General features: G+C 59.4%; 21 protein-coding genes and 1 pseudogene. 3 read left to right on the top strand and 19 right to left on the bottom strand.

Annotated features, from left to right (window positions below; genetic code table 11):
• Nucleotides 1–390, top strand: a pseudogene (locus tag GHN86_RS20500) (RHS repeat domain-containing protein); the annotation flags it as partial.
• A 332-nt stretch (nucleotides 391–722) separates the two neighbouring features.
• Here the strand turns inward: GHN86_RS20500 and catA are convergent.
• The 8 genes from catA to GHN86_RS20460 form a co-directional block, all read right to left on the bottom strand.
• On the bottom strand, nucleotides 723–1,646 hold the full coding sequence (catA, locus tag GHN86_RS20495) for a catechol 1,2-dioxygenase (RefSeq protein WP_153381778.1): 924 nt from the start codon (nucleotides 1,644–1,646) through the stop codon (nucleotides 723–725).
• A 42-nt stretch (nucleotides 1,647–1,688) separates the two neighbouring features.
• Complete coding sequence (gene catC / locus GHN86_RS20490; protein ID WP_153381780.1) at nucleotides 1,689–1,979, bottom strand: muconolactone Delta-isomerase; 291 nt, start codon at nucleotides 1,977–1,979, stop codon at nucleotides 1,689–1,691.
• A gap of 33 nt (nucleotides 1,980–2,012) precedes the next feature.
• Nucleotides 2,013–3,134 (bottom strand): muconate cycloisomerase family protein, encoded by a 1,122-nt coding sequence (locus GHN86_RS20485; protein ID WP_153381782.1) that lies wholly within the window; start codon nucleotides 3,132–3,134, stop codon nucleotides 2,013–2,015.
• 29 nt (nucleotides 3,135–3,163) lie between these two features.
• The gene (locus GHN86_RS20480; RefSeq protein ID WP_153381784.1) at nucleotides 3,164–3,922 is read right to left on the bottom strand and encodes a 1,6-dihydroxycyclohexa-2,4-diene-1-carboxylate dehydrogenase; all 759 of its coding nucleotides are present in this window, start codon (nucleotides 3,920–3,922) and stop codon (nucleotides 3,164–3,166) included.
• A gap of 22 nt (nucleotides 3,923–3,944) precedes the next feature.
• Nucleotides 3,945–4,958: a benzoate 1,2-dioxygenase electron transfer component BenC gene (gene benC / locus GHN86_RS20475; protein ID WP_153381786.1), complete on the bottom strand. Its 1,014-nt coding sequence runs from the start codon at nucleotides 4,956–4,958 to the stop codon at nucleotides 3,945–3,947.
• A 69-nt stretch (nucleotides 4,959–5,027) separates the two neighbouring features.
• Entirely contained in the window at nucleotides 5,028–5,516 is a 489-nt protein-coding gene (gene benB / locus GHN86_RS20470; protein WP_153387216.1) for a benzoate 1,2-dioxygenase small subunit, read from the bottom strand.
• Nucleotides 5,516–6,871: a benzoate 1,2-dioxygenase large subunit gene (gene benA, locus GHN86_RS20465; RefSeq protein ID WP_153381790.1), complete on the bottom strand. Its 1,356-nt coding sequence runs from the start codon at nucleotides 6,869–6,871 to the stop codon at nucleotides 5,516–5,518. Before benA ends, benB begins: the two co-directional genes overlap by 1 nt.
• 266 nt (nucleotides 6,872–7,137) lie before the next feature.
• Nucleotides 7,138–8,571, bottom strand: coding sequence for an FAD/NAD(P)-binding protein (locus GHN86_RS20460; RefSeq protein WP_153381792.1), 1,434 nt, complete (start codon nucleotides 8,569–8,571; stop codon nucleotides 7,138–7,140).
• A gap of 210 nt (nucleotides 8,572–8,781) precedes the next feature.
• Between GHN86_RS20460 and tauA the strand changes: the two genes are divergently transcribed.
• Entirely contained in the window at nucleotides 8,782–9,756 is a 975-nt protein-coding gene (gene tauA / locus GHN86_RS20455; protein ID WP_153387214.1) for a taurine ABC transporter substrate-binding protein, read from the top strand.
• 122 nt (nucleotides 9,757–9,878) lie between these two features.
• Nucleotides 9,879–10,874, top strand: a complete 996-nt coding sequence (locus tag GHN86_RS20450) for a GlxA family transcriptional regulator (protein WP_153381796.1) — start codon at nucleotides 9,879–9,881, stop codon at nucleotides 10,872–10,874.
• A gap of 499 nt (nucleotides 10,875–11,373) precedes the next feature.
• Here the strand turns inward: GHN86_RS20450 and GHN86_RS20445 are convergent, their stop codons facing one another.
• The 11 genes from GHN86_RS20445 to GHN86_RS20395 all read right to left on the bottom strand — a co-directional run bounded on the left by GHN86_RS20445 (nucleotide 11,374) and on the right by GHN86_RS20395 (nucleotide 24,728).
• Nucleotides 11,374–12,714 (bottom strand): MFS transporter, encoded by a 1,341-nt coding sequence (locus GHN86_RS20445; protein WP_153381798.1) that lies wholly within the window; start codon nucleotides 12,712–12,714, stop codon nucleotides 11,374–11,376.
• A gap of 199 nt (nucleotides 12,715–12,913) precedes the next feature.
• Nucleotides 12,914–14,125, bottom strand: coding sequence for a M24 family metallopeptidase (locus GHN86_RS20440; RefSeq protein WP_153381800.1), 1,212 nt, complete (start codon nucleotides 14,123–14,125; stop codon nucleotides 12,914–12,916).
• Between the two features lie 130 nt (nucleotides 14,126–14,255).
• Complete coding sequence (locus tag GHN86_RS20435; RefSeq protein WP_153381802.1) at nucleotides 14,256–14,930, bottom strand: MgtC/SapB family protein; 675 nt, start codon at nucleotides 14,928–14,930, stop codon at nucleotides 14,256–14,258.
• A gap of 122 nt (nucleotides 14,931–15,052) precedes the next feature.
• Entirely contained in the window at nucleotides 15,053–18,016 is a 2,964-nt protein-coding gene (locus GHN86_RS20430; RefSeq protein ID WP_153381804.1) for an RHS repeat domain-containing protein, read from the bottom strand.
• 120 nt (nucleotides 18,017–18,136) lie between these two features.
• Complete coding sequence (locus GHN86_RS20425; RefSeq protein WP_153381806.1) at nucleotides 18,137–19,243, bottom strand: NAD(P)H-dependent flavin oxidoreductase; 1,107 nt, start codon at nucleotides 19,241–19,243, stop codon at nucleotides 18,137–18,139.
• A complete protein-coding gene (locus GHN86_RS20420; RefSeq protein ID WP_153387212.1) occupies nucleotides 19,240–20,145 on the bottom strand; it encodes an enoyl-CoA hydratase in 906 nt (301 codons plus the stop codon). The genes GHN86_RS20425 and GHN86_RS20420 overlap by 4 nt, the downstream gene beginning before the upstream one ends.
• An 18-nt stretch (nucleotides 20,146–20,163) precedes the next feature.
• On the bottom strand, nucleotides 20,164–20,961 hold the full coding sequence (locus GHN86_RS20415) for a CoA-transferase subunit beta (protein WP_153387210.1): 798 nt from the start codon (nucleotides 20,959–20,961) through the stop codon (nucleotides 20,164–20,166).
• 11 nt (nucleotides 20,962–20,972) lie between these two features.
• A complete protein-coding gene (locus tag GHN86_RS20410; RefSeq protein ID WP_153381812.1) occupies nucleotides 20,973–21,848 on the bottom strand; it encodes a CoA transferase subunit A in 876 nt (291 codons plus the stop codon).
• 9 nt (nucleotides 21,849–21,857) lie between these two features.
• Nucleotides 21,858–22,751 (bottom strand): VOC family protein, encoded by an 894-nt coding sequence (locus GHN86_RS20405; RefSeq protein ID WP_153381814.1) that lies wholly within the window; start codon nucleotides 22,749–22,751, stop codon nucleotides 21,858–21,860.
• 379 nt (nucleotides 22,752–23,130) lie between these two features.
• A complete protein-coding gene (locus GHN86_RS20400; protein ID WP_153381840.1) occupies nucleotides 23,131–24,324 on the bottom strand; it encodes an amino acid deaminase in 1,194 nt (397 codons plus the stop codon).
• 8 nt (nucleotides 24,325–24,332) lie between these two features.
• On the bottom strand, nucleotides 24,333–24,728 hold the full coding sequence (locus GHN86_RS20395) for a RidA family protein (protein WP_153381816.1): 396 nt from the start codon (nucleotides 24,726–24,728) through the stop codon (nucleotides 24,333–24,335).
• Between the last annotated feature and the right edge of the window lie 30 nt (nucleotides 24,729–24,758).

The raw sequence follows: 24,758 nt of genomic DNA, 5'->3' as shown, positions 1-24,758 counted from the left end.
TACGAATACGACCTGCAAGACCGCCTCATCACCGAACACCAAGGCTGGGCCACCCTGCGCTACCGCTACGACGCCCTCGGCCAGCTCAGCCACTGCAAACTGCCCGACGGCAACCGCCTGCTGATGCAAGGTGATTGCCACTTCGACTACGACGCCTTTGGCAACCTCATCCGCGAACGACGCGGCGCCGGCCAACGACTGGTGCGCCACTACCGCTACGACAGCCAACACCGCCTGATCGGCATCACCTTGGCCGACGGCAGCGACGTCGCCTACCGCTACGACGCCTTCGGCCGACGCATCGCCAAAGAAATGGACGGCAAAACCACCCAATTTCTCTGGCAAGGCGACAAGAAAACGAAGCCTCGGTCGAGGATGGATTCATCGTAAGTTCATTGACTGCGGTTCATCTGGAGCTTAATCCCCCGACCATTGTGATCGGCCTGATGCATCGGATTGACTGGTTTACGACGGCTTCGCCGCCGATCGCAGCCTCGCGGTGCTCGGCAGCTGCTACAAGAATGTTGTCCGCCCGTAGCAGTTGACGAGTAGTGCGAGGCTACGTTCGACGATGCAATCGTCGTAGAGCGTTAAAACACGACAATAAGGGGGGCCTGATGCATCGGTTTGCCGCCGATCGCAGCCTTCGTTCCTCGACAGCGACTACAGGATTTGCGTCACCGGCATGGTCGCGAATTTCAGGCCCAAACTGCACCTCGCGATTACGCCTGCAACGCCCGCGGCCGGTCGCTTCTGTTCTCCGCCGCACTGTCCGCCGCTTGTTGCAGTTGAAAGTCAAATGTCATTTCGGCATAGCGCCCTTCTATGCCTCGTGCGCCATCTTCGCGGAAGATGACTTCGCCCACCAAGCCATCTCGGGTGGCGTAGGCGAAGTCGTCCCACAGGTATTTCTCGCCCGACAGGTTGATTTGGGTGGTGAGGTGACGTTGCCCCGGCGCGCTGATGAAGAAGTGAACGTGGGCCGGGCGCTGGCCGTGGCGGCCAAGTTGGTCCAGGCATTCCTGGGTCGGGCCTTGAGGGTCACAACCATAGCCAGAGGGCACGATGCTGCGCGCACGGTATCGACCCTGCGCGTCGGTGATGATGCGGCGGCGCAGGTTGTATTCGCTCTGGCTTGGGTCGAAGAAAGAGTAGGTGCCTCGGGTGTTGGCCTGCCACAGGTCGACGGTGGCACCCGGCAGGGGCTGGCCATAGCTGTCGAACACTTGCCCCTCAAGGAACATGACCGTGCCGACTTCGTCTTCGCTGCCGTCGTCCATGCGCGCTTCGCCTTCGCTCAGCGGTGCGCCGGCCACGTACAGCGGGCCTTCGATGGTGCGCGGGGTGCCGCCAGTCAAGCCGACCTGCTGGTCTTTGGCGTCTTGCAAAAGGTCGAGGAAGTGTTCAATGCCCAGCCCCGCCACCAGTAATCCCGCTTCTGATCGACCGCCCAGACGGTTGAGGTAGTCCACCGTTTTCCAGAACTCGTTTTCACTGATGTCGAGGTCTTCGATGATTTTTGCGGTGTCTTGCAGCACGCGCAGCACGATGGTTTTCAGGCGGGTGCTGCCGCTGTCATTGGCAAAGCCGGCGGCTTCTTTGAAGAAGCTCTGGATGACATCGGTGTGGGAGATTTTCACGGTCATGGGGTTCACCTCATCTTGTTTTTATGCAAGGAACTGTTGGTTTTACCGGTCGTCGCTGTGGATCGAGGACGGGTGACGGCACAGCCCGTTGATCTCGATGTCCATGTAGGGGAACAACGGCAGTTGCATCAGGGTGTCGTGCAGGGCTTCAACGCTGGCGACGTCGAATACGCTGTAGTTGGCGTAATGCCCGGCAATACGCCACAGGTGGCGCCAGGTGCCTTCGCGTTGCAGGCGCTGGGCCAGTTCTTTTTCGTCGGCCTTGAGGGCCGCGGCTTTGGCCGGGTCCATGTCGATCGGCAGGTTGACGGTCATTTTTACGTGGAAAAGCATGCGGTTCTCCTTGAAGGTCCAGGGCAAGTGGAATCAGTGGCGGCGATAGTGCGACAGGCGTTCTTCGTCGATGCTCAGACCAAGGCCCGGGGTGCGCGGGATGTGCAGTTCAAAATCGCGGTACTGCGGTGCCTCGGTGATGATGTCGGCGGTCAACAGCAACGGACCGAACAGCTCGGTGCCCCAGGTCAGTTGCTTGAGGGTCAGAAAGGCATGGGCCGACGCCAGGGTGCCGACTGAGCCTTCGAGCATGGTGCCGCCATACAAGGCGATGCCCGCCGCTTCGGCGATGTGTGCGGTGCGCAGTACGGCGCGCGGGCCGCCGTTTTTGGCGATTTTGAGGGCAAATACGCTGGCGGCGCCGTCAGCGGCCAAACTGAACGCGTCTTCCACGCTTTCGATGGATTCGTCGGCCATGATCGCCGCCGGGCTGCGCTGGTTCAGGCGCACTTGCCCCGAGCGGTTGACCCGCGAGATCGGTTGCTCAATCAGGTCGATGCCGTTGTCGCCCAGCACTTGGCAGCCTCGGATGGCTTGGGACTCGTCCCAATACTGGTTGACGTCTACGCGCACGCTGGCCCGGTCACCCAGGGCCTTTTTGATCGCGATCACGTGCTTGAGGTCTTGCTCCAGCGGGTTGGCACCGATTTTCAATTTGAAGATGCGGTGACGGCGCACGTCGAGCATCTGTTCGGCTTCGGCGATGTCGCGGGCGGTGTCGCCGCTGGCCAGTGTCCAGGCCACTTCCAGGCTGTCGCGGACGCGCCCGCCCAGCAGTTCGCTGACCGGCAAGCCCAGACGCTTGCCCTGAGCGTCGAGCAGTGCGCTTTCGATGCCGGATTTGGCGAAGGTGTTGCCTTTGGCGATTTTGTCGAGTACCTGCATGGCCGCGTTGATGTTGTCCGCCGCCATGCCCACCAGCATCGGCGCCAGGTGCGCGTCGATGTTGGCTTTGATGCTTTCCGGGCTTTCATAACCGTAGGCCAGACCGCCAATGGTGGTGGCTTCACCGATGCCTTCGATGCCGTCACTGCAGCGCAGGCGCAGAATCACCAAGGTCTGTTTTTGCATCGTGTGCATCGCCAGCTTGTGCGGGCGGATGGTGGGCAAGTCGACGATGATCGTGGTCAGGCTTTCAATCAGGGCGTGGCTCATGGGGTGTTTTCCAATGATTTTTATAGGGTTCAGCCGAGGTCGCCGCCGCCCACTGGCAAGGTCACGCCAGTGATGTAGGAGGCGTCGTCGCTGGCCAGAAACAGGATCGCGCCGACTTGTTCGTCCAACGTGCCGTAGCGCTTCATCAGGCTGCTGCTCAGGGTCTGGTCGACGATTTGCTGGTACCACGCGGCCTCGTCAGGACTTTGTTCAGCGCCATTGCGCGGGATGCGGCGTGGCGGTGCTTGGGTACCGCCCGGTGCGGTGGCGTTGACGCGAATGCCGCGCTCGGCGTTCTCGAACGCCAGGCAGGCGGTCAGGGCATTCACGCCGCCTTTGGCCGCGCCATATGGGACGCGGTTGACGCTGCGGGTGGCGATTGAAGAAACATTCACAATCGCGCCCTGCCCCTGATCGAGCATGTAGGGCAGCGCCGCGTGGCAGCACCACAGGGTGGGGAACAGCGAACGACGCACTTCAGCTTCGATTTCTTCAACTTGATAGTGCTCGAACGGTTTGGCCCAGATGGTGCCGCCCACGTTGTTGATCAGGATGTCGAGGCGGCCAAAAGTGGACACGGCAGAGGCCATGACGCGGGCGCAGTCGGTGTAAAGCTCCAGATCTGCCGTCAAGGTCAGCACGCCCGGCCCTTTCAATTCGTGTACCAGCTCGGAGCGGTCAACCGCAATCACCTGGCCGCCCTCGCCCAGCAGGCGTTCGCAAACACGACGGCCAATGCCTTGAGCGGCGCCAGTGACCAGCGCGACTTTGTTGTCGAATCGGTTCATTACAACCTCGCTTAATCAGGGATCAGGCCGCGGCAGCCGCGAATTTCTCGTAGTAGAAGTTCGCCGGGGTGATGCCCTGCTCGCGGATGTACTGGCTGACGGCTTCAACCATCGGCGGCGGGCCGCACAGGTAGACGTCGACGTCGCCTTCATTGAGGTGCTGAGGCTCGATATGCTGAGTCACATAGCCCTTGAGCGGGTGCAGGCTTTGCGGGTTGGCGACGCAGGCGCTGAAGCTGAAGTTGGTAATACGCGCACTCAAGGCGTGCAGGCGGTCCAGTTCGACCAGATCCAGGTCATTGGTCACGCCGTAGATCAGGTGCACCGGATGCTCGCTGCCTTGCTCAGCGATTTTTTCGAGCATGGCCGTAAACGGCGCGAGACCGGTGCCGCCCGCCAGCAGCAAGAGCGGGCGCTGTATCTGGCGCAGGTAGAAACTGCCCAGCGGCCCGGCCAAGGTCATGCTGTCGCCGGTTTTGGCCAGCCCCGTAAGAAAGCTGCTCATCAGGCCGCCCGGTACGTTGCGAATCAGGAAACTCACTTCACCGTCCTTTTGCAGGGTGCTGAAGGAGTAAGCGCGGGTCTGCTCGCTGCCCGGCACGTGCAGGTTGACGTACTGCCCCGGCAAGAACGCCAGACGGCTCAGGGACTCGCCCTTGATCGACAGCGCAATGGTGCTTTCGGAGAGTTGGCGCAGGTCGCTGATGGTCGCTTGGAAGCTGGCCTGTTGGGTTTTGCACAGCGCCGAGGAGGCTGGCACACGCAATACGCAATCGCTGGCGGCGCGCATCTGGCAGGTCAGGACGTAGCCCTGCTGCACTTCGTCATCGCTGAGGGCGTCTTCGATAAATTCATCGCCCAGGTCGTATTGCCCGGCTTCGGCAAAGCACTTGCAGGTGCCGCACGCGCCGTCGCGGCAGTCCAGCGGAATGTTGATGCCCTGGCGGTACGCGGCGTCGGCAACGGTTTCCTGGCCTGTGGCTTCGATAAAACGGGTGACGCCGTCTTCAAAATTGAGTGCGATGTTAAAGCTCATGATGTACCTCGCACGCACGGCCAAGCCCGCCGCGCCCGCAGGCGCCCAGCGTCACTCGCCGCGCGTTGATCAGATGTGATAGATGTCGATGACTTGACGCACGTAGTCGTTTTTCAGCACCACTTTCTTGGCCTTGATCAGTGGCTGCGAGCCACGCATGTCGAGGGTGTAGAAGCTGGTGCCGAAGTAGCTGTCAGTGGTCTTGTAGCGAAAGCTCAGGGTGTGCCAGTTGAAACGCACGTGGCACAGCCCTTCGGCCTGCTCGACGATCTCGATGTTGCTTAAATTGTGCGAGGTGCGGGTGTCGGGCATGGTGGCGCTGGAGCGCTCGGTCTTGATGCGGAACACGCGGTCTTCAAGGCCGCCCCGGTTGCCGTACCAGATCAGCGAGATTTCGCTTTGCGGGTCTTCGGTCAGGGTGTCGTTATCATCCCACGCTGGCATCCAGAAGCTGGCATCGGCGCTGTACAGTTCCAGCCATTGATCCCATTGCGCGTCGTCCAGATGGCGCGCTTCGCGGTACAGAAAGTCCCGCACGATGCTGTAAGTGTCGGTCATCACACGGCCTCCACAGGGATCAGCGTCGGCTCGGCAGCGACGGCTTTGAGCATGGTCTCCTGCCAATACTTGTGTTGCAGCACAAACAGCCCTTCGTCTTCGGTGCGCACACCGGACAACAGCGGTTTAAGGTCGATTTCTTCGGCGGCCGCATCGGCGCCTTCGATCCAGTGTTCTGCGCCGCGGGACATGTCGTTCCAGCCACGGCCAGCGCCATAACCGGTCTGGCACGAGCGGAACTCTTCCAGATCATCCGGGGTGGCCATGCCGCTGACATTGAAGAAGTCTTCGTACTGGCGAATGCGCTTGGTCCGCGCCTCGCTGCTCTCGCCTTTGGGGGCAATGCAGTAAATGGTGATTTCGGTTTTGTTCACCGAGATCGGCCGGGCGATGCGAATCTGCGAGCTGAACTGGTCCATCAGGTAGACGTTGGGGTACAGGCACAGGTTGCGTGAGTTCTCGATCATCCAGTCGGCGCGGGCCTTGCCGAAGTCGCGCGCCAGCTCGTCACGACGCTCGTAGGCCGGACGGTCCTGGGGGTTGGCCCAGCGCGTCCAGAGCAGCAGGTGGCCATGGTCAAACGAGTAAAAACCACCGCCACTTTTGGCCCAACTGCCGGCGCTCATGGTTTTGATTTCTTCGCCGGCTTCGCGCAGCGTGCGCTGATTTTGCGTGGCGGCGTAGTTCCAGTGCACGGAACTGACATGGTAGCCATCGGCACCGTTTTCGGCGGTGAGTTTCCAGTTGCCTTCGTAGATGTACGAGCTGGAACCGCGCAGCACCTCCAGACCGTCAGGGGACTGGTCAACGATCATGTCGATGATCTTGGCCGACTCGCCCAAGTGTTCCGCCAGGGAGCTGACATCGGGATTGAGGCTGCCGAACAAAAAGCCGCGATAGGATTCAAAGCGCGCCACTTTGGTCAGGTCGTGGGAGCCTTCACAGTTGAAACCTTCGGGGTAGCCGGCTTCGCTCGGGTCTTTGACTTTGAGCAATTTGCCGCTGTTGTTGAAGGTCCAGCCGTGGAACGGGCAGGTATAGCTGGCGCGGTTGCCGGTCTTGTGGCGGCAGATCATGGCGCCGCGATGGCTGCAAGCGTTGAGAAACGCGTTAAGTTCACCGGCCTTGTTGCGCGCGATAAAGATCGGCTGACGGCCCATGGTGGTGGTCAAAAAATCATTGACGTTGGGGATCTGGCTCTCGTGAGCGAGATAGAGCCAGTTACCCTCGAAAATATGGGTCATTTCGAGTTCAAAAAGACGCGGATCGGTAAACATCTCCCGCTTGCAGCGGTGGACGCCCTTCTCCTTGTCTTCCTCAAGCATGGCATTCAAGTAGTCGATTCCCAGGGACATGGCCAGGGCCTCCGTTGTTATTATTCAGGCAACGTCAGCGTAGGGAATGAACAGGGACGCAACTATCCGTTTACTGCGGATCGCTATCCGATTACTGCGGGGGCTAATCAACTGCGCGAGTCACGTAGCAGCTGACGAGTAATGCGAGGCTGCGATCGGCGGCGTAGCCGTCGTATATCAGAGCTCTCGGTGTTTAAGTTAAAAACGAGCCTCCCCGGTTTACGACGACTACGTCGCCGGACGTAGCCTTCGGCAACTGCTACGGGTTATGTCCTAAGGATTGTTAAGCGCTGTGCCAGCGCTTTGGCCTGTGACGCAACGTCGGTCACGGCTGTGCTTTCCCACCACTGGCCGCGTAACGGCGGGCCCATGGCAAACAGTCGCTGGGCAGGCACGCACTCGGCGTTGAGTACGGCACCATCTGAGGTCGCAGCAATCCCCAAGTCCAGATTGCCAGGCTGGATCAACCCGCGTTGCAGCAATTGCCTGGGCAAGGGTTTGTCCACCCGGCGCCAGTCGTACTCGATGCCCGTGGAGTTGATCAGGCCGTCGCCTTGTACCCAAAGGCTGTGCGCCTGTCCGCGGGGGCGCAGACGAATGCGCGGCTGTGCGCCGCTGCTGTCAACAGCTTGCAAGGACGCCGCACGAATGCTCAGCCGCCCTTGTTTGAGCAGACGCTGCAACAGCGCATCCCCTTGCGGCGGTGAGCGGTGGTGGTGGCTCTCCCACCAGGGCCGCACATGACGCACGAATTGGCGGCGCTGTGCATCACTGGCCTGACTCCAAAGCCTGGCAATGTGTACGCGCACGGTGTCCAGCGGGGCTTGCCAGTCAATGCCCTGCGCTTGGGCCACGCGGCATTGACGACGCAGTTCGCGCAGCAATTGCAGCGGGCTGCGCAGCTGCGGTGCCAAGGTCAGAAAGTCTTCCCATGCCGGCGGCTGACGACGCACGTGAGGCAGCAGGCCATGGCGCGAATACACCTCGATCGGGCCGCGATGCCCGGCCTGATTCAACGATTCAAGGGCATCGACCATGGTCAGCCCGGAACCGATGATCAGCACCCGGGCGTCAACCGGCAGTGCGCGCAGCGCCTCGACATTCCACGGATCAAGTGCCGCCGCATTCAGCCCGCTGGACTGCCGTTGCGCGGTGCGCGAGGCCGGGAACATGCCCGTGGCCAACACCACCGACGTGGCTCGCCATTGGCTGCCCCCCTTGAGCATCACATTGACGCCGTGCTCAAGGGTGTGCAGGTCGATCACTTCATCGCGCACATGGGTCAGTGATGATCCCGCACGCTCACCGATAACCAACGCCTCGGCCAGCCGTTGCTGGGCATACAGACCGAATAAACCCCGCGGCGGGAACAGTTCGGCGACCGGCACCGACTGTTTATCCGACTCGGGCCAGCCGCCGGCAGCGATATGTGCCTGTAACCAGCGGGTCAGATCATCCGCGTCATCGGGTTCGATGCTCATGCGTGCGGCGTTGCCGTTCAGGGTATGCCCCAGTTCAGTGGCACTGTAGGCCTCACCGCGTCCCAACTCGGGTCTTGGCTCAATCACCACGATGCACCGGGCACCCGGTAGACGCAGCAGTTGCATGGCCAGCAGCGTGCCGCTCAGCCCGCCGCCAATGATCAAAACGTCGGCCTCGCGGACGGCCGCATTAGCCTGCCCGGTGTGTGCCTCACTCATGGTTGCTCACTCATTTTTGGAAGGGTTACGCGCACAGCGCAGGTTCTGTGCCAGAGCCTGCGTTGATTGTGCCGGGGCTGTCCAGTCTCTGCCACGCTGCAGATGGCTTAAGCTAGTTCCAAAAGAGTATTTCCCCTTTTATTTAAAGCACTTAGATTCATTGCACCGGATCACCGGACCCTCTTAGTCTCTTCCAATAAGGTCCAGCCCATGTCCGTTCGCGCATTGCTTATCGCCCTTTCCATCTTCGGGTTCAGTCTCGCCGCGCAGGCGTCTGATTTAACCATTGGCTACATCACGGGCATCGACCCGACCAAGTTGGCGCAAGCTGAAGGTCGCTACGAACAGGCGATGGGCGAAAAGATTGACTGGCGCCGCTTTGATTCAGGCCCCGCGGTGGTCGCAGCGTTGGCTTCCGGCGATCTGCAAATCGGCAATCTGGGCTCAAGCCCTTTCGCCGCCGCCACGTCGCGCAACGTGCCCTTGGTAACGTTTATCGTCACAGCGCAAATCAAGGGTTCGGAAGCGTTGGTAGTTCGCAACGGCAGCGGCATCGACAAGCCTGAAGACCTGATTGGCAAAACCATTGCCACGCCGTTTGTGTCGACTTCGCACTACAGTTTGCTGGGTGCCTTGAAGCATTGGAACCTCACGCCACAACAGGTCAAGGTGGTTAACCTCAGCCCGGCGCAAATCACTGCGGCCTGGAAACGTGGCGATATTGACGGGGCGTTTACCTGGTCACCGGCGTTGGGTGAAATCCGCAAAACCGGCAAAATTCTCACGGACGCTGGCCAGGTCAGCGAATGGGGTGCGCCAACCTTTGAAGTCTGGGTCGCGCGCAAGGACTTTGCCGACAAGCACCCCGAGGCGCTCAAAGCCTTTACCCGGGTCAGCCTTGAGGCCATCGCCGATTACAACGCCCATCAGGCCAGCTGGACCGCTGACTCGGAACCGGTACAAAAAATTGCCGCCCTCACGGGTGCCAATGCCGCCGACATTCCTGAATTGCTCAAAGGCGCGCACTTTCCTTCTGCGGCCGAACAAAAAACCCCAGCCTTGTTGGGCGGTGGCACCGCGAAAGATATTGCTCAGACAGCTTTGTTTTTAAAAGACCAAGGCAAAATTGAAAGCGTTTTGGCCGATTATTCCGGTTATGTCAGCGACCGTTATTTACCTGAATAAACCGCTTCGCAGCGCTGGCACAACAAATGCTTCTTTACGGCCCATAACGTGGGGGCTGGTCTGCCCAGTCCCGCGCGACTCCGACGCCAGACGCGTCCAGGACCGTAAAGAGGACTGTAAGGATGGCAACAGCTGTTACAGCGTCATCGTACAAAGCACCCACCGTTAAAACCGTCGGCTTTTTGGTGATACCAAACTTCACCACCATCGGTTTTGCCTCGGCCATCGAAACCCTGCGCATGGCCAATATGGCGGCCCGCCGGGAAATGTTTCGCACTGTCATCATCGGCCCGGACCTCAATCCGGTTACGGCCAGTAATGGCATGCGCATCCTGCCCGATTACGCGGTGGGTGATGCACCAAAACTGGACATTTTATTGGTCGTGGGTTCAAACCCGATCGTTTCACACCTCAGCAGCCGCCCTACCCTCAACTGGTTACGCAAACTGGCCCACGAACAGGTCGCGCTGGGCGGCATTTGCACCGGCAGTTACTGGCTCGCGCGGGCGGGGTTGCTCAAGGGCTATCGTTGCACCATTCATTGGGAAGACATCGAAACCCTCAAGGATCACTTCCCGGGGATCATTATTTCCAACCAGTTGTTTGAATTGGACCGCGACCGTTACACCTGTTCGGGCGGGGTGGCGTCGATGGACATGACCTTGCAGTTGATCGCCCGTGAACCCGGCGGCCGGGAGATTGCCGCGCATGCGGCCGAGCTGCTGCTGTGTGATCGCCCACGCAGTGCTCAGGAACAACAGCGCGTGCCCTTGCGCCAGAAGCTCGGCACGTCACAGCCCAAGCTGAGTCAGGTGGTGGCCATTATGGAGGCCAATCTTGAAGAGCCGGTTAGTCTGGAGGATCTGGCGCGCTTGAACGAGGTGTCGGTGCGCCAGCTGGAGCGTCTGTTTCACAAGCATTTGCAGCGTACGCCCAGTCAGTATTACTTGGAGCTGCGTCTGGCTCGTGCCCGTAGCCTGCTGTTGCGCAGTGAGTCACAGGTGCGGGACATCGCCCTCGCCTGCGGTTTTGTGTCGGCAGCGCATTTTTCCAAATGCTACAGCCGGTTGTTCGGAGTTTCGCCGATTGGCGAGCGTAAACAGGTGGCGTTGCATTGAGGCAAGCACGTTTCATACGTTGTAGTCGCTGACAAGGAACGAAGGCTGCGATCGGCGGCGCAGCCGTCGTAAACCTGACACACCGAGGTGCCCCATCGTGCGAACGCTTCGCGCTCGATCGCAGCCTTCGGCAGCGGCTACAGGTCAACGTGTGGCGGCGAGCTTTTGATCTTGCTTTAGCTTTTGATCTGAGGCGCCCCCTTAAACCACGCTGGCCGAACACAGGTAGTGCGCAGTAGGCAACCCGGCAGGACGCCGGGTTAGCCGCGACACGGCCATGGATGGCCGATCGCGGCGGCCTACGGAGCAATGCCTGTGTGAGGGCATGCCGAGCCAAAGCGAGGCACCGAGTGGTAGGGGCAAGAGCGTTTGGTTACTTTGCGCTTCTCAAAGTAACGCGGCGTAAGGCCGCAACCTTGAGTGGCCATTACCACAGCAATGGATATAGACCCAAACCGATCGCAGCCTTCGTTCCTCGTCAGCGACTACAGCCACTCAGTCAATCCTGCAAGGCTTTGTGCGCGGTTTCACGACTGGCCAGCATGGCGACCAACGCAACCGCAGCAGCCGCCAACAGATACCAGGCCGGGGCCATTTTGTTGCCGGTCATATGAATCAACCAGGTGGCAATAAACGGCGCGGTGCCGCCGAATACAGCATTGGCGACGTTGAAGCTGAAGGCAAAACCGCTGAAACGCACGCGCGTGGGGAATATCTCAGCCAGAAAACACGGCAAGGTGCCGTCGTTCATCGCCAGAATCGCGCCAAAGGCAATCTGGATCATCAGGATGACCACCAGCGACGGGTTGCCGAGCATGCCGAACAGCGGGAAGGTCAGCAGCAAAAACAGCACGCAAGCCATCACCAGCATGGTCTTGCGGCCAAAACGGTCAGACAGTTTGCCCATCAGGAAGATCAGGCCGATGTAGGTCGCCAGTGACACCGTGGATGCAATAAATGAATCGCCTTCACTCATGCCCATCTCGGTCGACAAATAGGTCGGCATGTAGCTGAGCAGCAAGTAAAAGGCCACCGCATTCAAGCAGGTGACGCCAATACCGATGGTGACGGCCCGGCGATGCACGGTGAGCAACTCACGAACCGGCGCGTGGGTGGCGCACTCCTTGGCTTCCAGACGCTTTTCCATCTCCAGGAATTTGGGCGAATCCTGCAAGCTCATGCGGATATAACGCCCCACCAGCCCGAAAGGTGCAGCCAACAGAAAGGGCAGCCGCCAGCCCCAGTCGTGAAGGTTTTCGCTGGTCATCATGGCGTGCATGCAGGCCACAAACAGCGCGCCAAACAGCAGACCGGCCGCCGTACTCGCGGGCACGATGCTGGTGTAAAAACCGCGTTTGCCATCAGGCGCGTATTCGGCCAGAAACGCCGAAGCCCCGGCGTATTCACCCGAGGCCGAAAAGCCTTGCACCATTCGGATCACCAGTAAAAGTGCCGGGGCCCACAGACCGATCAGGTTGTAGCCCGGCAGGATACCGATGCAAAAGGTCGAAACGGTCATGATCAGGATCGACCAGGACAAAGCGCTGCGCCGCCCGTATTTGTCGCCAAAATGCCCCCAGATCAATCCACCAACCGGGCGCACGATAAACGACAGGGCAAACACGGCAAACGTGGCCATCAAGCCCGTGGTGGCGTCCGTTTGGGGGAAGAAGGTCAGTGCAATCACGGTGGCCAGATAACCGTAAGCGGCGTAATCGAACCACTCGACAAAGTTACCCATAAAGCTGGCGGTGGCTGCGCGGCGCAAGGCTTTGCGTTCACTCAGGCGTTCCGTCTGCTGGGCTGCAGTCAGGGGCAAGGCCAGGCTGGGAATACTCATTGAGCACCTCCACAAGCGGGTGTGGAGGATGGGGAAACACCAAGCAACGTCAGGACATGGGACATGACAAATACCCTCATTGTGTTCTTGTTGGCAGGGGTAAAGGGTCAAAAACGCTGCGCTGTCTGGGGGCGCATGCGTGGGTGTTCGACGGCAGAAGGTGACAGGCGCGGTTAACGCGCCCACACCTCTTGCAGGTTTATTGCTTGATGATGTTGTGCTGCGGACCATACGGGAAGTGAGTGATGTTTTCACCGCCCTGTTCATTGACGATCAGGATGTCGTGCTCGCGATACCCGCCCGCCCCCGGCCGTCCTTCGGGGATCATGATCATCGGCTCGATGGACACCACCATCCCCGGTTCCAGCACGGTGTCGATGTCTTCGCGCAGTTCCAGTCCGGCTTCGCGGCCATAGTAATGACTCAGAGTGCCGAATGAATGGCCGTAGCCAAAGGTGCGGTATTGCAGCAAGTCGTGTTCAAGGAAAATTTCGTTGAGCTGCAAGGCAATGTCTGAGCAACGCATGCCGGGTTTGATCAGTTTGAGCCCGGCCTCATGCACCTTGACGTTGACTTCCCAAAGGCGCAGATGATCGTCGGAGCAGTGATCCAGAAACAGCGTGCGCTCCAGCGCTGTGTAGTACCCGGCGATCATCGGGAAACAGTTGAGGCTCAGAATGTCGCCCTTGTTGACCTTGCGCGTGGTCACCGGGTTATGGGCACCGTCGGTATTGATCCCGGATTGAAACCAGGTCCAGGTGTCCATCAGTTCCGAGTCCGGGAAAGTGCGGGCAATCTCGCGCACCATCGCCTGGGTCGCATGCAGGGCCACTTCGTATTCCGGCACCTGATCGCGCAGGGCTTCAACGATGGCTGCGCCGCCGATGTCGGCAATGCGAGCGCCGTGGCGAATTATCGCGTGCTCCTCAGCGGACTTGATCATGCGCATGCGCATGCACGGCGCGCCAATGTCCACCAGTTCAGCCTGCGGGTAACGGCTGGCGAGCTTGTCGCGATTGAGCAGGTTGATATGGTCATACTCGATGCCGATGCGCCCGGCCTTGGGCAGCGCCTGCTGGATGGCCACAAAGAAGTTATCGCGCTGCCAGTCGGTGTAGACGATGTTGTCGGTGCCCATGGTCCGGCGCCAAGGCTGACCACCGTCGATATTGGCGGTGATGGTCACGGCGCTGTCCTGAGTGACCACCAGCGCGTAGTTGCGTCCAAACGAGCAGTAGAGGAAATCGCTGTAGTAGTTGAGGTTGTGGTACGAGGTGAAAACGGCGGCATCAATGTCGTTCTGCGCCATGTAAGCGCGCAGCTTGGCCTGGCGGTTGGCGTATTCCTGGGCCGAGAACGTCGGAGTGACTTTTTCGCCGTTCTTGATCTGGATGGTTTTCGGCATCTGCATGTCATTTACCCTGGTCGATGATCGAACTTCAAAAGCCGCCGTTTGGGCGGGCCGTTGAGGATCATTCGACCAGATGCAAGGATGACGTTTTTGTGTGAATCCGACCTGTAGTTGATCAGATGCGCTGCAATCAATGCGGTGCCTGTTCCTCCCTGACGTCGGGAATCGTCAATATCCGCTTCAACAGCTCGGCTGTTTCAAGCCGACTGGTTCTTTTAAACTCCACGGTCACGCTTTCGCTGCCCATGTCCGGGCCTTGCTCAACAATCACTTGTTTGAGGCGCCCCGCTTCATCGCCGAGGAAATCTGTCAGGCTCTGGCGGTTCAACACGCCAATCGGTGCGACCAATTTGATGACATGCACTTTTATCCAGTCACGGTAACGATGCTCAATGGGGCCGATGGCAATCAGTATGATCAGAATCAATACCGTCGCCGCCACGCCCAGCACATACAAACCGCCCCCGATGGACATGCCGATAGCGGCCACGGCCCACAGGCTGGCCGCCGTAGTCAGGCCTTTGATCACTTCGCCGCGCATCATGATTGAACCGGCGCCGAGAAAACCGATACCCGTGACGATCTGCGCCGCAATCCGTGAGGGGTCCAACCGGGTCCCAGCCTGAGTCAACGCCTGCTCAAAGCCGAATGCCGAGACAATCATGAACAGGCACGCGCCGGTCGCAACCAGCATGTGCGTGCGCAAGCCTGCGGTCCAAAACAGGTGTTCGCGTTGCAAACCAATCAAACTGCCCAACAAAGCGGCCAATATCAGGCGCGCCACCATTTCCCACTCTGAAATCATTGCTATCCCTCGACTTAGACGGCCTGCAAGCGCAACCGGTGCCGATAGCATAGTCAAGCTTTCGGGGGTTGTTGCGCAGGTGCAGTGACCTTGATTCACTGCACTGCACACGGTATGGAGGATCAGCTGCTCGCTGTCCGCCAACGCTTGAACAGGCTGCCAAACCCGCTTCTGGCCGTTTGTAAAAACGCCCCGCGGAATTCTGTCAAAGCAGATACCACGCCTTTGGCGGCACCGACCCACGCCCTTGCCCTGCCGCTTTGCGCTTCAACAGACTGGCCCGTTACCCACTGCGCAACCGCCTCAATACCGACCCCGGCCCAATAGGTCCAGGTTTGATTGAACATCCGGCTCACCCCCCCGTGCACCGTATCCATTGCCCCTGGCACCTGTAATGCATTGACGTGACGGTCAAAGCGCGCCGTCGCGTGCCCCCCACGGATGGCCGTACCTGCCGCGGCATCGAACGCCTCGATCAAAGGCCCTACATTAGGGATCAGTGGCCCCGGCACGTAGTGCCCAAACACCGCATTAGGCACTGTGGCCATGCTATAGGCGCCTGCGGCTGCCAAGGTTCGCGGGATTCTGGCACGCACCGGGGTTTGTCCCCACGACACGCTTTCGCCAAGCCCGCTCACCATTTGCTGCACAACTTCACGGGTGAAGGCTCGCACATGCCCGGCCAGCCTGAGCCGGGCCACAGGATCCCACACGTCTTCAGCGCCAACCCCTTCACTGGCACCGCGCTCCTCGAAACCACGACCAGTCGCTGTGGCGGCAAAAAATCCGATTAAAGGGCTCCAGCGTGTCACATGACCAAATAACCCAGTGCTCATGTGCATGACGCTTAAGGCATCCAGCGCCGCCACGGTACTGCGCAAGGCGGTGTTCAAGCCTTGCGAGGGTTGACGGCCTTCAAACAGGGCGATATCCACACCAGCGCCTGCGGCATTACTGATAAAGGTAGCAAGACCATCACGGATCGCCGCCGCACTGGACGCCTGTACCCTTGGTCTGGCCCTGCTGGCCACGTCTGTGATCACGCTGTGCAGAATCGCCAGCCGACCCGGTCTAGCCACCGTATCGCTCTGCAACCCCTGGCTCTCGCTCCTGCTGGTCGGATTTGCCCGGGTCATGGCATACAGGTTAAGACCATCTACATCATCGGCCGGGTCAGCACTGATCCAGCGGGCCAGCCAAGGTGCGTAATAACGATAGCCATAGTAGTAAAGGCCACTGGCATCACGCTCCTTGCCCGAATAACGCACGAACTTGTAGCTGGCTTCGAGCGCACTTTTAGCCGCCCACCAAGCCGTTGATCCATAGGGGTAATAGCTTTCCTGACTCAGTAACCGGGCTTTGTGATCGAGCTCCAGCGTGCTGCTGCCCAAGTGGTCCGTAAGGCTGAAGCGTACGTGTTCGTTGTCGATACCTTCGGGACGACCTTGTTCCCATTGCAAAACAGTCGCGCTGTTGAGTTCACCCTCCACCCTCAGCAGATTCAACGCTTCACCCGTCGCGCTGTTGCGTCGAATTTCCAAGCCCGGCAAGTAATACACTTCGCGAACACGGGGCTGACGCGGGCCATTGGCGCGAGTGATTTTCAGCGCTCGTACCCCACTGCTGTCGTACACATAGATTTCGTCATCATCAGTGCCGTTTTCGCGCCTGACTTGAGTGACGCGTTGCAGTTGATTGCGCAGGTTCCAAGTCAGCGCCTGACCGGGTTCGAGCACTTGCAAATTGCCGTTCTGATCGAACCCTTTGCCTAACCCCGGTTCAGCAAGCTGACCCGCATGGAGCTCAAGACTGTGATTGCTCTGACCTGACACCTTGATGTGTCGCGTATAGCCTGAGCCACGGCTGGGAATGTGTTGCAAGCGAGTAAGGTTGCCGCCTGCATCATAGGTATACGTCTGGCGATACTGACGAGGGCGCTGGCCGTCAGTCGCACCAAAGCTGACCATGCCAGTCTGGCGCGCACCGCTGCCATTGGCGGCATTTTCCAGGCCGCTGGCTTCTATCAATTGAGAGAGGGTGTCGTAGGTGAAGGTGCTCCGCGCCTCCAGCCGGATGTTATCGGACCACTGCACGGGCTGCGCGGCATCGCGAATGCTCAGCACATTGCCGACGCGATCATAGCCATATGAAAGGTCTTGCAAGGCTTCATCGGGTTTGCCATCACGATAGCTCTTGAGTTGCAGCAAGCGCTCATCACTGAGGTTGTAGGTCAGTTCGGTGAGCACCTGATTGCCCGCCCGCTCCGTTTCTATGTTGCCGCTTGCGTTGTAGGTTCGGTGCTGCACGACGGTGTGCCGAGTTCCGCTCTTGAGGTGCACCCATCGTGAGGTCAGCAGACCGTCCACGGCATAGCGTGACTGATGCCGGTTGTGTTTGGCGTCTACCCGTTCCAGTAACTGGCCCAATGCATCGTAGTGCCATTGACTGCGCCACACAGCGGGATCAAGGGACAGGTCACGCTGATCAGATGACAGAGGCCAGTCAGGAGACGCAGAGACTTCATCGACAAAACGACGCGACTCACTCGTCACCCGCCCCTGCACGTCATAGTCCTCAGGCCACAGGGTGCCTGCCGGGTCATCGTGACGCAGCAACCGGGCGCAACGGTTATGCCGTGCATGTTCGGGGCTGTTGTCGGCATAGCTCATGCGCTCGACGCACCGGGCCTTTTGGTCACCGGCAGCTTGTTCAAACAGTGCGCTTACGCGCAGGAGCTGATCGTACTGGTAAGTGTGCCGGGTGCCACGGGCATCCCAGCTGTAGCGCAACTCGGCCCCTGCGCCGCAGAAGACGATGCGCGCGCCTCTGTCCACGGAGTCGCTATGCAGCAAACGTCCCGACAGTGAGTAGCGATGACGTAGATTGGCGGCGCTGGCCCGCAAAGCTGTGAGACGAGGGTCCCACTGTTCGCTGAGCATACCAGTGGCACTGTAAACCTGACGGTGGATGCGTGCCTGCGGCTCATCGCCCGCTGTGCGACGGTGATAGGCCACCGCGCGAATGGTCAGACCGCGCGGGTCGTATGACGTGAGTGAGGGTGTATGGCGATGCAAGGATTGAGGCATAAGTCAGCGTCCTGAGCTCCACAATGATTAAAAAGTGTAGTGATCAGGAAACAGGCCTCAGACGCTCGTCTGGACACGTTTTGTATCCAGATAAGTTCAGTTACATCCTTTAAAGCCGTTTCACAAGCCTGCCGGTACTGCGGCCTGACAGCGCGAAGCCGGGTAACGTGCATTGATCGCCATCAAACAACGTTCCGCTTCGCGAGCCATTTCATCGATCAACTGCTGACAGCTTTTCAACTCCCCGATCGCCGACGCTACTTGCCCACACGGCAAAATGCCTTCATCGGGGACGCCATCCACCATTGAACGCTGCAGCAACACCGGCTGGTTGGCCGCCATCACCGTTTGCGACAAGGCGCCGGGGTCTTCCTTCACGGATTGGGCAAACACCCTGAGCATATGCCCCAGACTCATGCCGGTTTGCTGTTTCCAGTGCCATGCGCTGCCCAAGGCAATGCGCAGTCGGCCAAAAGCCCCGGCTTTTTCGAGACGGTCAATGAAGGCGTTTTCAATCATGCGATGACGCATGCCATCGACCGCCGTGGTCACGCGGATTTTTTGCGGGTCGGCGACCTTCACATACCGCTCAAGCGTCGCCGCAGGCGTGGGCGATTCTTTGGTCATCAAAAACCGCGTGCCCATCGCCACACCCGCGGCGCCGGTGGCCAGTGCACCGGCCAGACCGCGCCCGGTGGAGTAGCCGCCTGCCGCAATCACCGGCACCTGCACTGCGTCCAGTACCTGAGGCAGTAAAATAGTACTCGGCACCCCGCCCGTGTGCCCGCCCCCCTCGCCGCCCTGCACGGTAATCATGTCCGCGCCCAATTCAACCGCCTTGATCGCATGCTTGACCGCGCCCACGGTTGGAATACACAGCACCCCCGCTTTTTTAAAGCGCTCGATGGTCTGACGATCCGGGCCGCGGCCATAGCTCACGGCGCGTAATCGGTATTCGATGGCCAGGTCGACACATTGCGCCGCGTTCTCCTGAAACATATGAAAATTGAGCCCAAAATTGCTGCTGCCCAAGGCCTGGATGACACGCTGGATTTCGGCTTCCAGTTGCTGTGCATGGATCGTCGCCCCGGCTAAAAAGCCAAAGGCACCCGCCTGGCTGCTGGCAATCACCAAATTGGCATCCGACACCCAGCCCATCGCGGTTTGGACGATGGGGTATCGACAGCCCAGCGCATCAGTTAACGCAGTGCGCAAATAATCACTCATCGACGCTCTCCCGCAGCGTTCTTGTTCGCCTCGATCATCGCTTTGGCGTCGTAGCCGCCAAGCTTGTCACCCGACAGCAACTCGTTATGGCTATGGGCAAAATGATGCCAGGCAAATACAGCGTCCATCGCGGTGCGTTTGCCCTGCAAGTCTTCAACGTGATTGATCGCCTGTTTGGTCAGCGCCAAGCCCATGCGCGGCTGTTTGGCAATGGCCGCCGCCAGCGCATAGGTGCCGGCGTGCAGCTCATCACGACTGTACAGGCGATTAACCATGCCCATTTGATACGCACGCTCGGCGCTCATGCGGTCACCTGTGAACAGGAACTCCTTGGCGATTCTGGGGTTCAGCTCATACGGGTGAGCAAAATATTCCACCCCCGGAATGCCCATGCGCACCACCGGGTCCTGAAAAAAGGCATCGTCACTGGCCACGATCAAATCGCAGACCCAAGCCAGCATCAGCCCGCCTGCAACACAGGCGCCCTGCACCATGGCGATAGTCGGCTTGGGCAATTCACGCCAGCGTCGGCACATCCCCAAATACACTTCCTGCTCACGGGCATAGAGGTATTCTCCGCCGGGTTTGTTGGTGTGATCCCACCACAAGCTGGCCCGATCAAAGGATTTATTAATGTCGCGCCCGGGTGTACCGATGTCATGCCCAGCCGAAAAGTGTTTGCCATTGCCGCGCAACACGATGACTTTCACCTCGTCATCATTGACGGCACGGCGAAAGGCATCGTCCAGCGCATAGGTCATCTGCGAGTTCTGAGCATTATTGACCGTGGGCCGGTTCAGCGTCAGCGTGGCGATGCCGTCCGCCACCGCATACAGCACCGGCTCTTCGGTTTCATACACAGCGTCATCAACGCGCTGCACAAATTCGCTGTCGCTACTCATAAGCGGATTTCCTTGGCTTCAGGCCTGACGAATGCCGGGCGGATTGCCCTTGAGCGCGGCGGCGCGGTAATCATGGGGGTCGAGCCGACGGATCAGGGCCAACTGCTCCGGGGTCGGTGTCACGGTTTGCTTCAGGTCGGCTGCCTTGAGCACGGGGAAGCCGGTTTTCTCTTGCACCTCTTCAAAGCTCACACCGGGGTGCAGCGAGCGCACTTGCACGGCACGATCCGGGCCGCCTAAGTCCATCACACAGAGGTCGGTGACGATCAAGCGAATGTCCATCAGGTCGCGGCGCATGCCGACACCCCAGCGCTCATCCTTGAAGCCCACGCCCGAAACCATATCCACTTCACCGGCAACAAACGCCCGAGTGTTATGGCTGGGTATAAAGAACGAGTTGATATGGTTGATGCTGTTACCCGGCAAGCCGCGCACTCCGAGCATCGCGACTTTGGGCTTTTGATAATCGCCGATGCATGACAGGTTGGTTTGGCCCCAACGGTCGACCTGAGTCGGGCCGATCATCGCGTGGCGGCGTCCGCCCCATACGCATTCAAACACCCGCTCGAAAGACAGGTAACCCGAATAGCGTGGCTGATAATCCCCTCGCGGCCCCAACGGAATGGGCTCTTCGACCAAAAACGCTTCGCTGTCGGTCATCAACAGTTCAGGGCTATGGCTCAATTTGGCCAGGCTCGCCCCCAAACGCGGGATCACGCCTAGACCCGAGGCAATCACTTCGCCGTTATCGCGCCAGGCTTCGCTGGCGGCCACGATCAGCAGTTCGGCCAGGGTAAATTCACAGGTTGCAGTCATCGTCATATTCCTCAAAACACCGGCAGCGGCAGCGCGCTCAGCCGGTCGGCACCGCCATTGCTGGCCTGATAGGCGCTTTCGCCCGGCGTTACAAACTCGGCCACGTACCCTTCCCAACCGCCCTCTTCAGCGGCACTGGCGCTGTAGCGCTTGAGGTGGCTCATGTCCCAGCCGTAATCCGACGGGCATGAGGTCGGGTGGGCGCCAAACGGCGCATGCACCACACCGCTGACCAGATAACGCTCGAAGGTGTTGAAACGCGCCTGAGTGGCGTCAAGGCTCAAGCGTTCTTCAATGCGCTCGCAGGACACAAAACACTGTTTGGCGGCACGCGCATACAGATGATCGAAGTACGGGTCGGGGCCGGTCACCAGGGTGTTGCCCAGCCGATCGGCAACGTTGACATGCAAGAAGGCGATGTCCAGGTTTAACGCAGGCATGGCCAACAGCACTTCGCCGTCGTCATAGGGCGATTGCACGGGCTTGATGTCAGGGTTGAGTCGCGTCACATCGGTGGCCAAACCACAACGGGTGGGTAAAAACGGCAAGCGCATACCCGCTGCGCGCAGGCCCCATTGCAGCATGCCTTCGTCCAGCTCCATCAACTCCAGCTCACCCGCTTCGCGGGCCTTGCGAAAATACGCTTCCAGCGGAATGGCATCGAGCGTGGCAAAACCGAACACCAGCTTCTTGACCTTACCGGCGGCGCACAACATGCCGACTTCGGGGCCGCCATAGGCCACCACGGTGAGGTCCTTGACGTCCGAACGCAGAATTTCGCGGACGATCGTCATCGGCTTGCGCCGTGGCCCCCATCCACCAAAACCGATGGTCATGCCGTCACGCAATTGGCCGACCGCATCGGCTGCTGTCATTTGCTTGTTCATGGGTATTCCTTACTTTTGCTGGCCGACGGAGAAATCGTGGCCCCACAGGCTGACGCGGGTGAATTCAAAGGCGCTGTGTTCTTGCCAATCGACTAGCAGGCCGCCATAGCCGTATTCCAGATCAAAGCCCGAAGGGGTTTTCATATAGAACGAGGTCATGCGGTCGTTCAGGTGCTGGCCCAGCGTGGCCGACTGCGGCACGCTGTGAGCAATGCTGCGGTCATACGCGCGACCGACTTCGGTCATCGATTCGACCTCGACCATCACATGCACGCAACCGGACGGCACCGGGTATTCGGCCAAGGCCAGGCTGTGGTGACGGCTATTTTTGCAATGCAGAAAATGGATGCGGATCGGCGGCGCTGACGGGTCGGGGCGGAAATTGAAAATGTCCGACAACTCAAAGCCGAGCACTTCTTTGGCAAAGGCCAGGGTGGCATCGAAGTTGGGAGCTGGTAACACGGTATGGCCCAGCCCCATGTCGCCGGTGATGAAACCCGGCACCCCTTGCGGCGAGATAAAGGGCTGGCAATCGGAACGATGGCCCCAGCTCAACTCATGGTGGTTACCCGAGGGATCGGTGACATGCAACAAGGCCTGGACGCCGCGCTGATCGCACTGCTCAGCAGTGCCCAGACGCCAGCTGACATCGGCCTGGTCGAGGGTTTCCATCGCAGCATTGAAGGCCCGCTCGCTGGCCAGCTCCCAGCCCGAAGCGAGGTAACGGGACTCACCGCCGGGCACCACCAGCATGCGGAAGGGGCGCTCGTCCATTTTGACGTACACACCGCCAGTAGGGGCTTCGCTGACCATCATCCCGAGTACGTCTTGGGCATAGCGCTGCCACTGCACCGGGTCGGTGGATTCTGCAACGAAGTAGCTCAAACCACGAATGTCGATCATGCGCCTGCTCCTCAATGCCTGTATTTATTGGCTTGGAGCAGTATGGGAAGGTTGCAGGCGGGGCTCATCGTCCGTTGAGACTAACGCGAGTGGGTAGCGTGCGGATCGCGCAGGGGGCACGCGGGAAAACAAAATCGTGTAGAAACTGTCTTGATCCTTCTCGCCCAATCGGATGGTCCTGCAAGAGCAGTGGTTTTTTCGTATGCGGTTGAAAGCCAAAGCGAGGATCGCAAGAATCGTCAATGCCAGAGGGGATTGCCGTGCTTTCAGCTTTTAAAACGATGTCACTGCTGCCCCTTTAGAGCGCTCAGGCAAGGGGCAGCAGTGGCGGCAGTGAGGGATGTTGAACGCTAAAAGCTTGAGGCTTACAACTTTAAACTCAGAAGGTAATGTCTATCGCCTCAACTACATTGAACTGCTCATCCACCACACAACCGGTTCGCCATTTATCGAAAGTCAGGCAAGGGTGTGAAGTGCCAAAGCTGATAATGTCCCCCACCCGCAACTCAGTGCCGGGTGCCACCGTCATAAACGCATGCTGATCCATCACCGCAGTGACCTGACACGCGCTGACGTCATCACCCACTGCAGGCAACACACCTTCGCGATAGCGTTTCAACGGCATCGGCAATCCGGCATCGTAGGCAACGTCGCGTTTACCCAACGCAATCACGGCAAAGCCCGGCTCAGGCAACGACTGCACATGGGCCCAGACTTCCAGCGCCGGGCGCAACCCTTCGTGCAGGTCGCTGCGCCGATCCAGCACACAACACTGAGCTTCTTTATAGATACCGTGATCGTGAACCACATAGCTGCCAGGGCGCAGAACACTCAGAAAACGCCCGCTGGCCGCTTCGGCTTCAAACCCTTCGGCTATCAGGTCGTACCAGGCTGAACCCGAGGCCGTGATGATCGGCTTGTCGAGGGCAAAAGCGCCTTCACGTTGCAGTTGCAGGGCCAGTCGCACCAGAGATGCGGCAAAGTCACGAATGCCGCTGACCGCGTGTTCGCCGTGGATAACCCCTTCGTAACCTTCAATACCACACAGGGCGAGCGCCGGCTGTGCCTTGATCGCCTGTGCCAATGCCAGCACTTCATCTTCAGTGCGGCAACCACAACGGCCGCCGACAACACCGTACTCAATCATCACGTTGAGCCGTTGACCGCGTTCCGCGAAAAACGCACCCAGAGCGGCGACGTTATCCGGGTGGTCGACCATGCAGTAAAACTCGAATGACGGGTCGGCCTGCAGGTCGGCAATCAACGCCATGTTGGCGCGGCCGACGAGTTGGTTGGCCATCAATACCCGGCGTACGCCCCCTGCATACGCAGTGCAGGTCTGCACCGCCGTGGCCAGGGTAAGCCCCCATGCGCCCTGCTCCAACTGGCGGCGAAACAGCGCCGGGGCCATGCTGGTTTTGCCGTGTGGGGCCAGTACCGCACCACTGCGGGTGACGAAATCCTGCATCCAGGCAATGTTGTGTTCCAGCGCGTCCCGGTGAATTACCAGCGCAGGCAAACTCACGTCGCGCACCAGAGCCGCGCCCGGCGGAGCTGCACCTTTCAAAATCATCGACACACTCAAGTCCTCGCTTTGGCTTTGTAAGCAATGCAGTCAATTTCGACCCTGCAATCGACCATCATCATGGCCTGCACACAGGCACGCGCCGGAGCATGTTCGCTTTTGAAGTACGAGGCAAATACCTTGTTGAAGCTCCAGAAGTCGCGCGGGTCCTGCAACCACACACCGGCGCGCACCACATCTTCGAGGCCATAGCCGGCTTCTTCGAGAATGGCGATCAGGTTTTGCATGGTTTTGTGCGTTTGTTCGATGATGCCACCGTTGATGATTTCACCGTTTTCCATCGCCACTTGCCCCGACACGTGCAACCAGCCATCAGCCTCGACTGCACGGGCGAAAGGTAAGGGTTGACCGCCTGCACCGACTGCGCCAGTACCGAAACGTTTGATGCTCATATAGGCAAACTCCACTGCTGATGACAGACG

Source organism: Pseudomonas helleri (assembly GCF_009600315.1).
In the GTDB taxonomy this organism is placed as follows: Bacteria; Pseudomonadota; Gammaproteobacteria; order Pseudomonadales; family Pseudomonadaceae; genus Aquipseudomonas; species Aquipseudomonas helleri_A.
The sequence above is the reverse complement of the archived record's forward strand: the minus strand, read 5'-3'. Positions and strand labels throughout refer to the sequence as shown.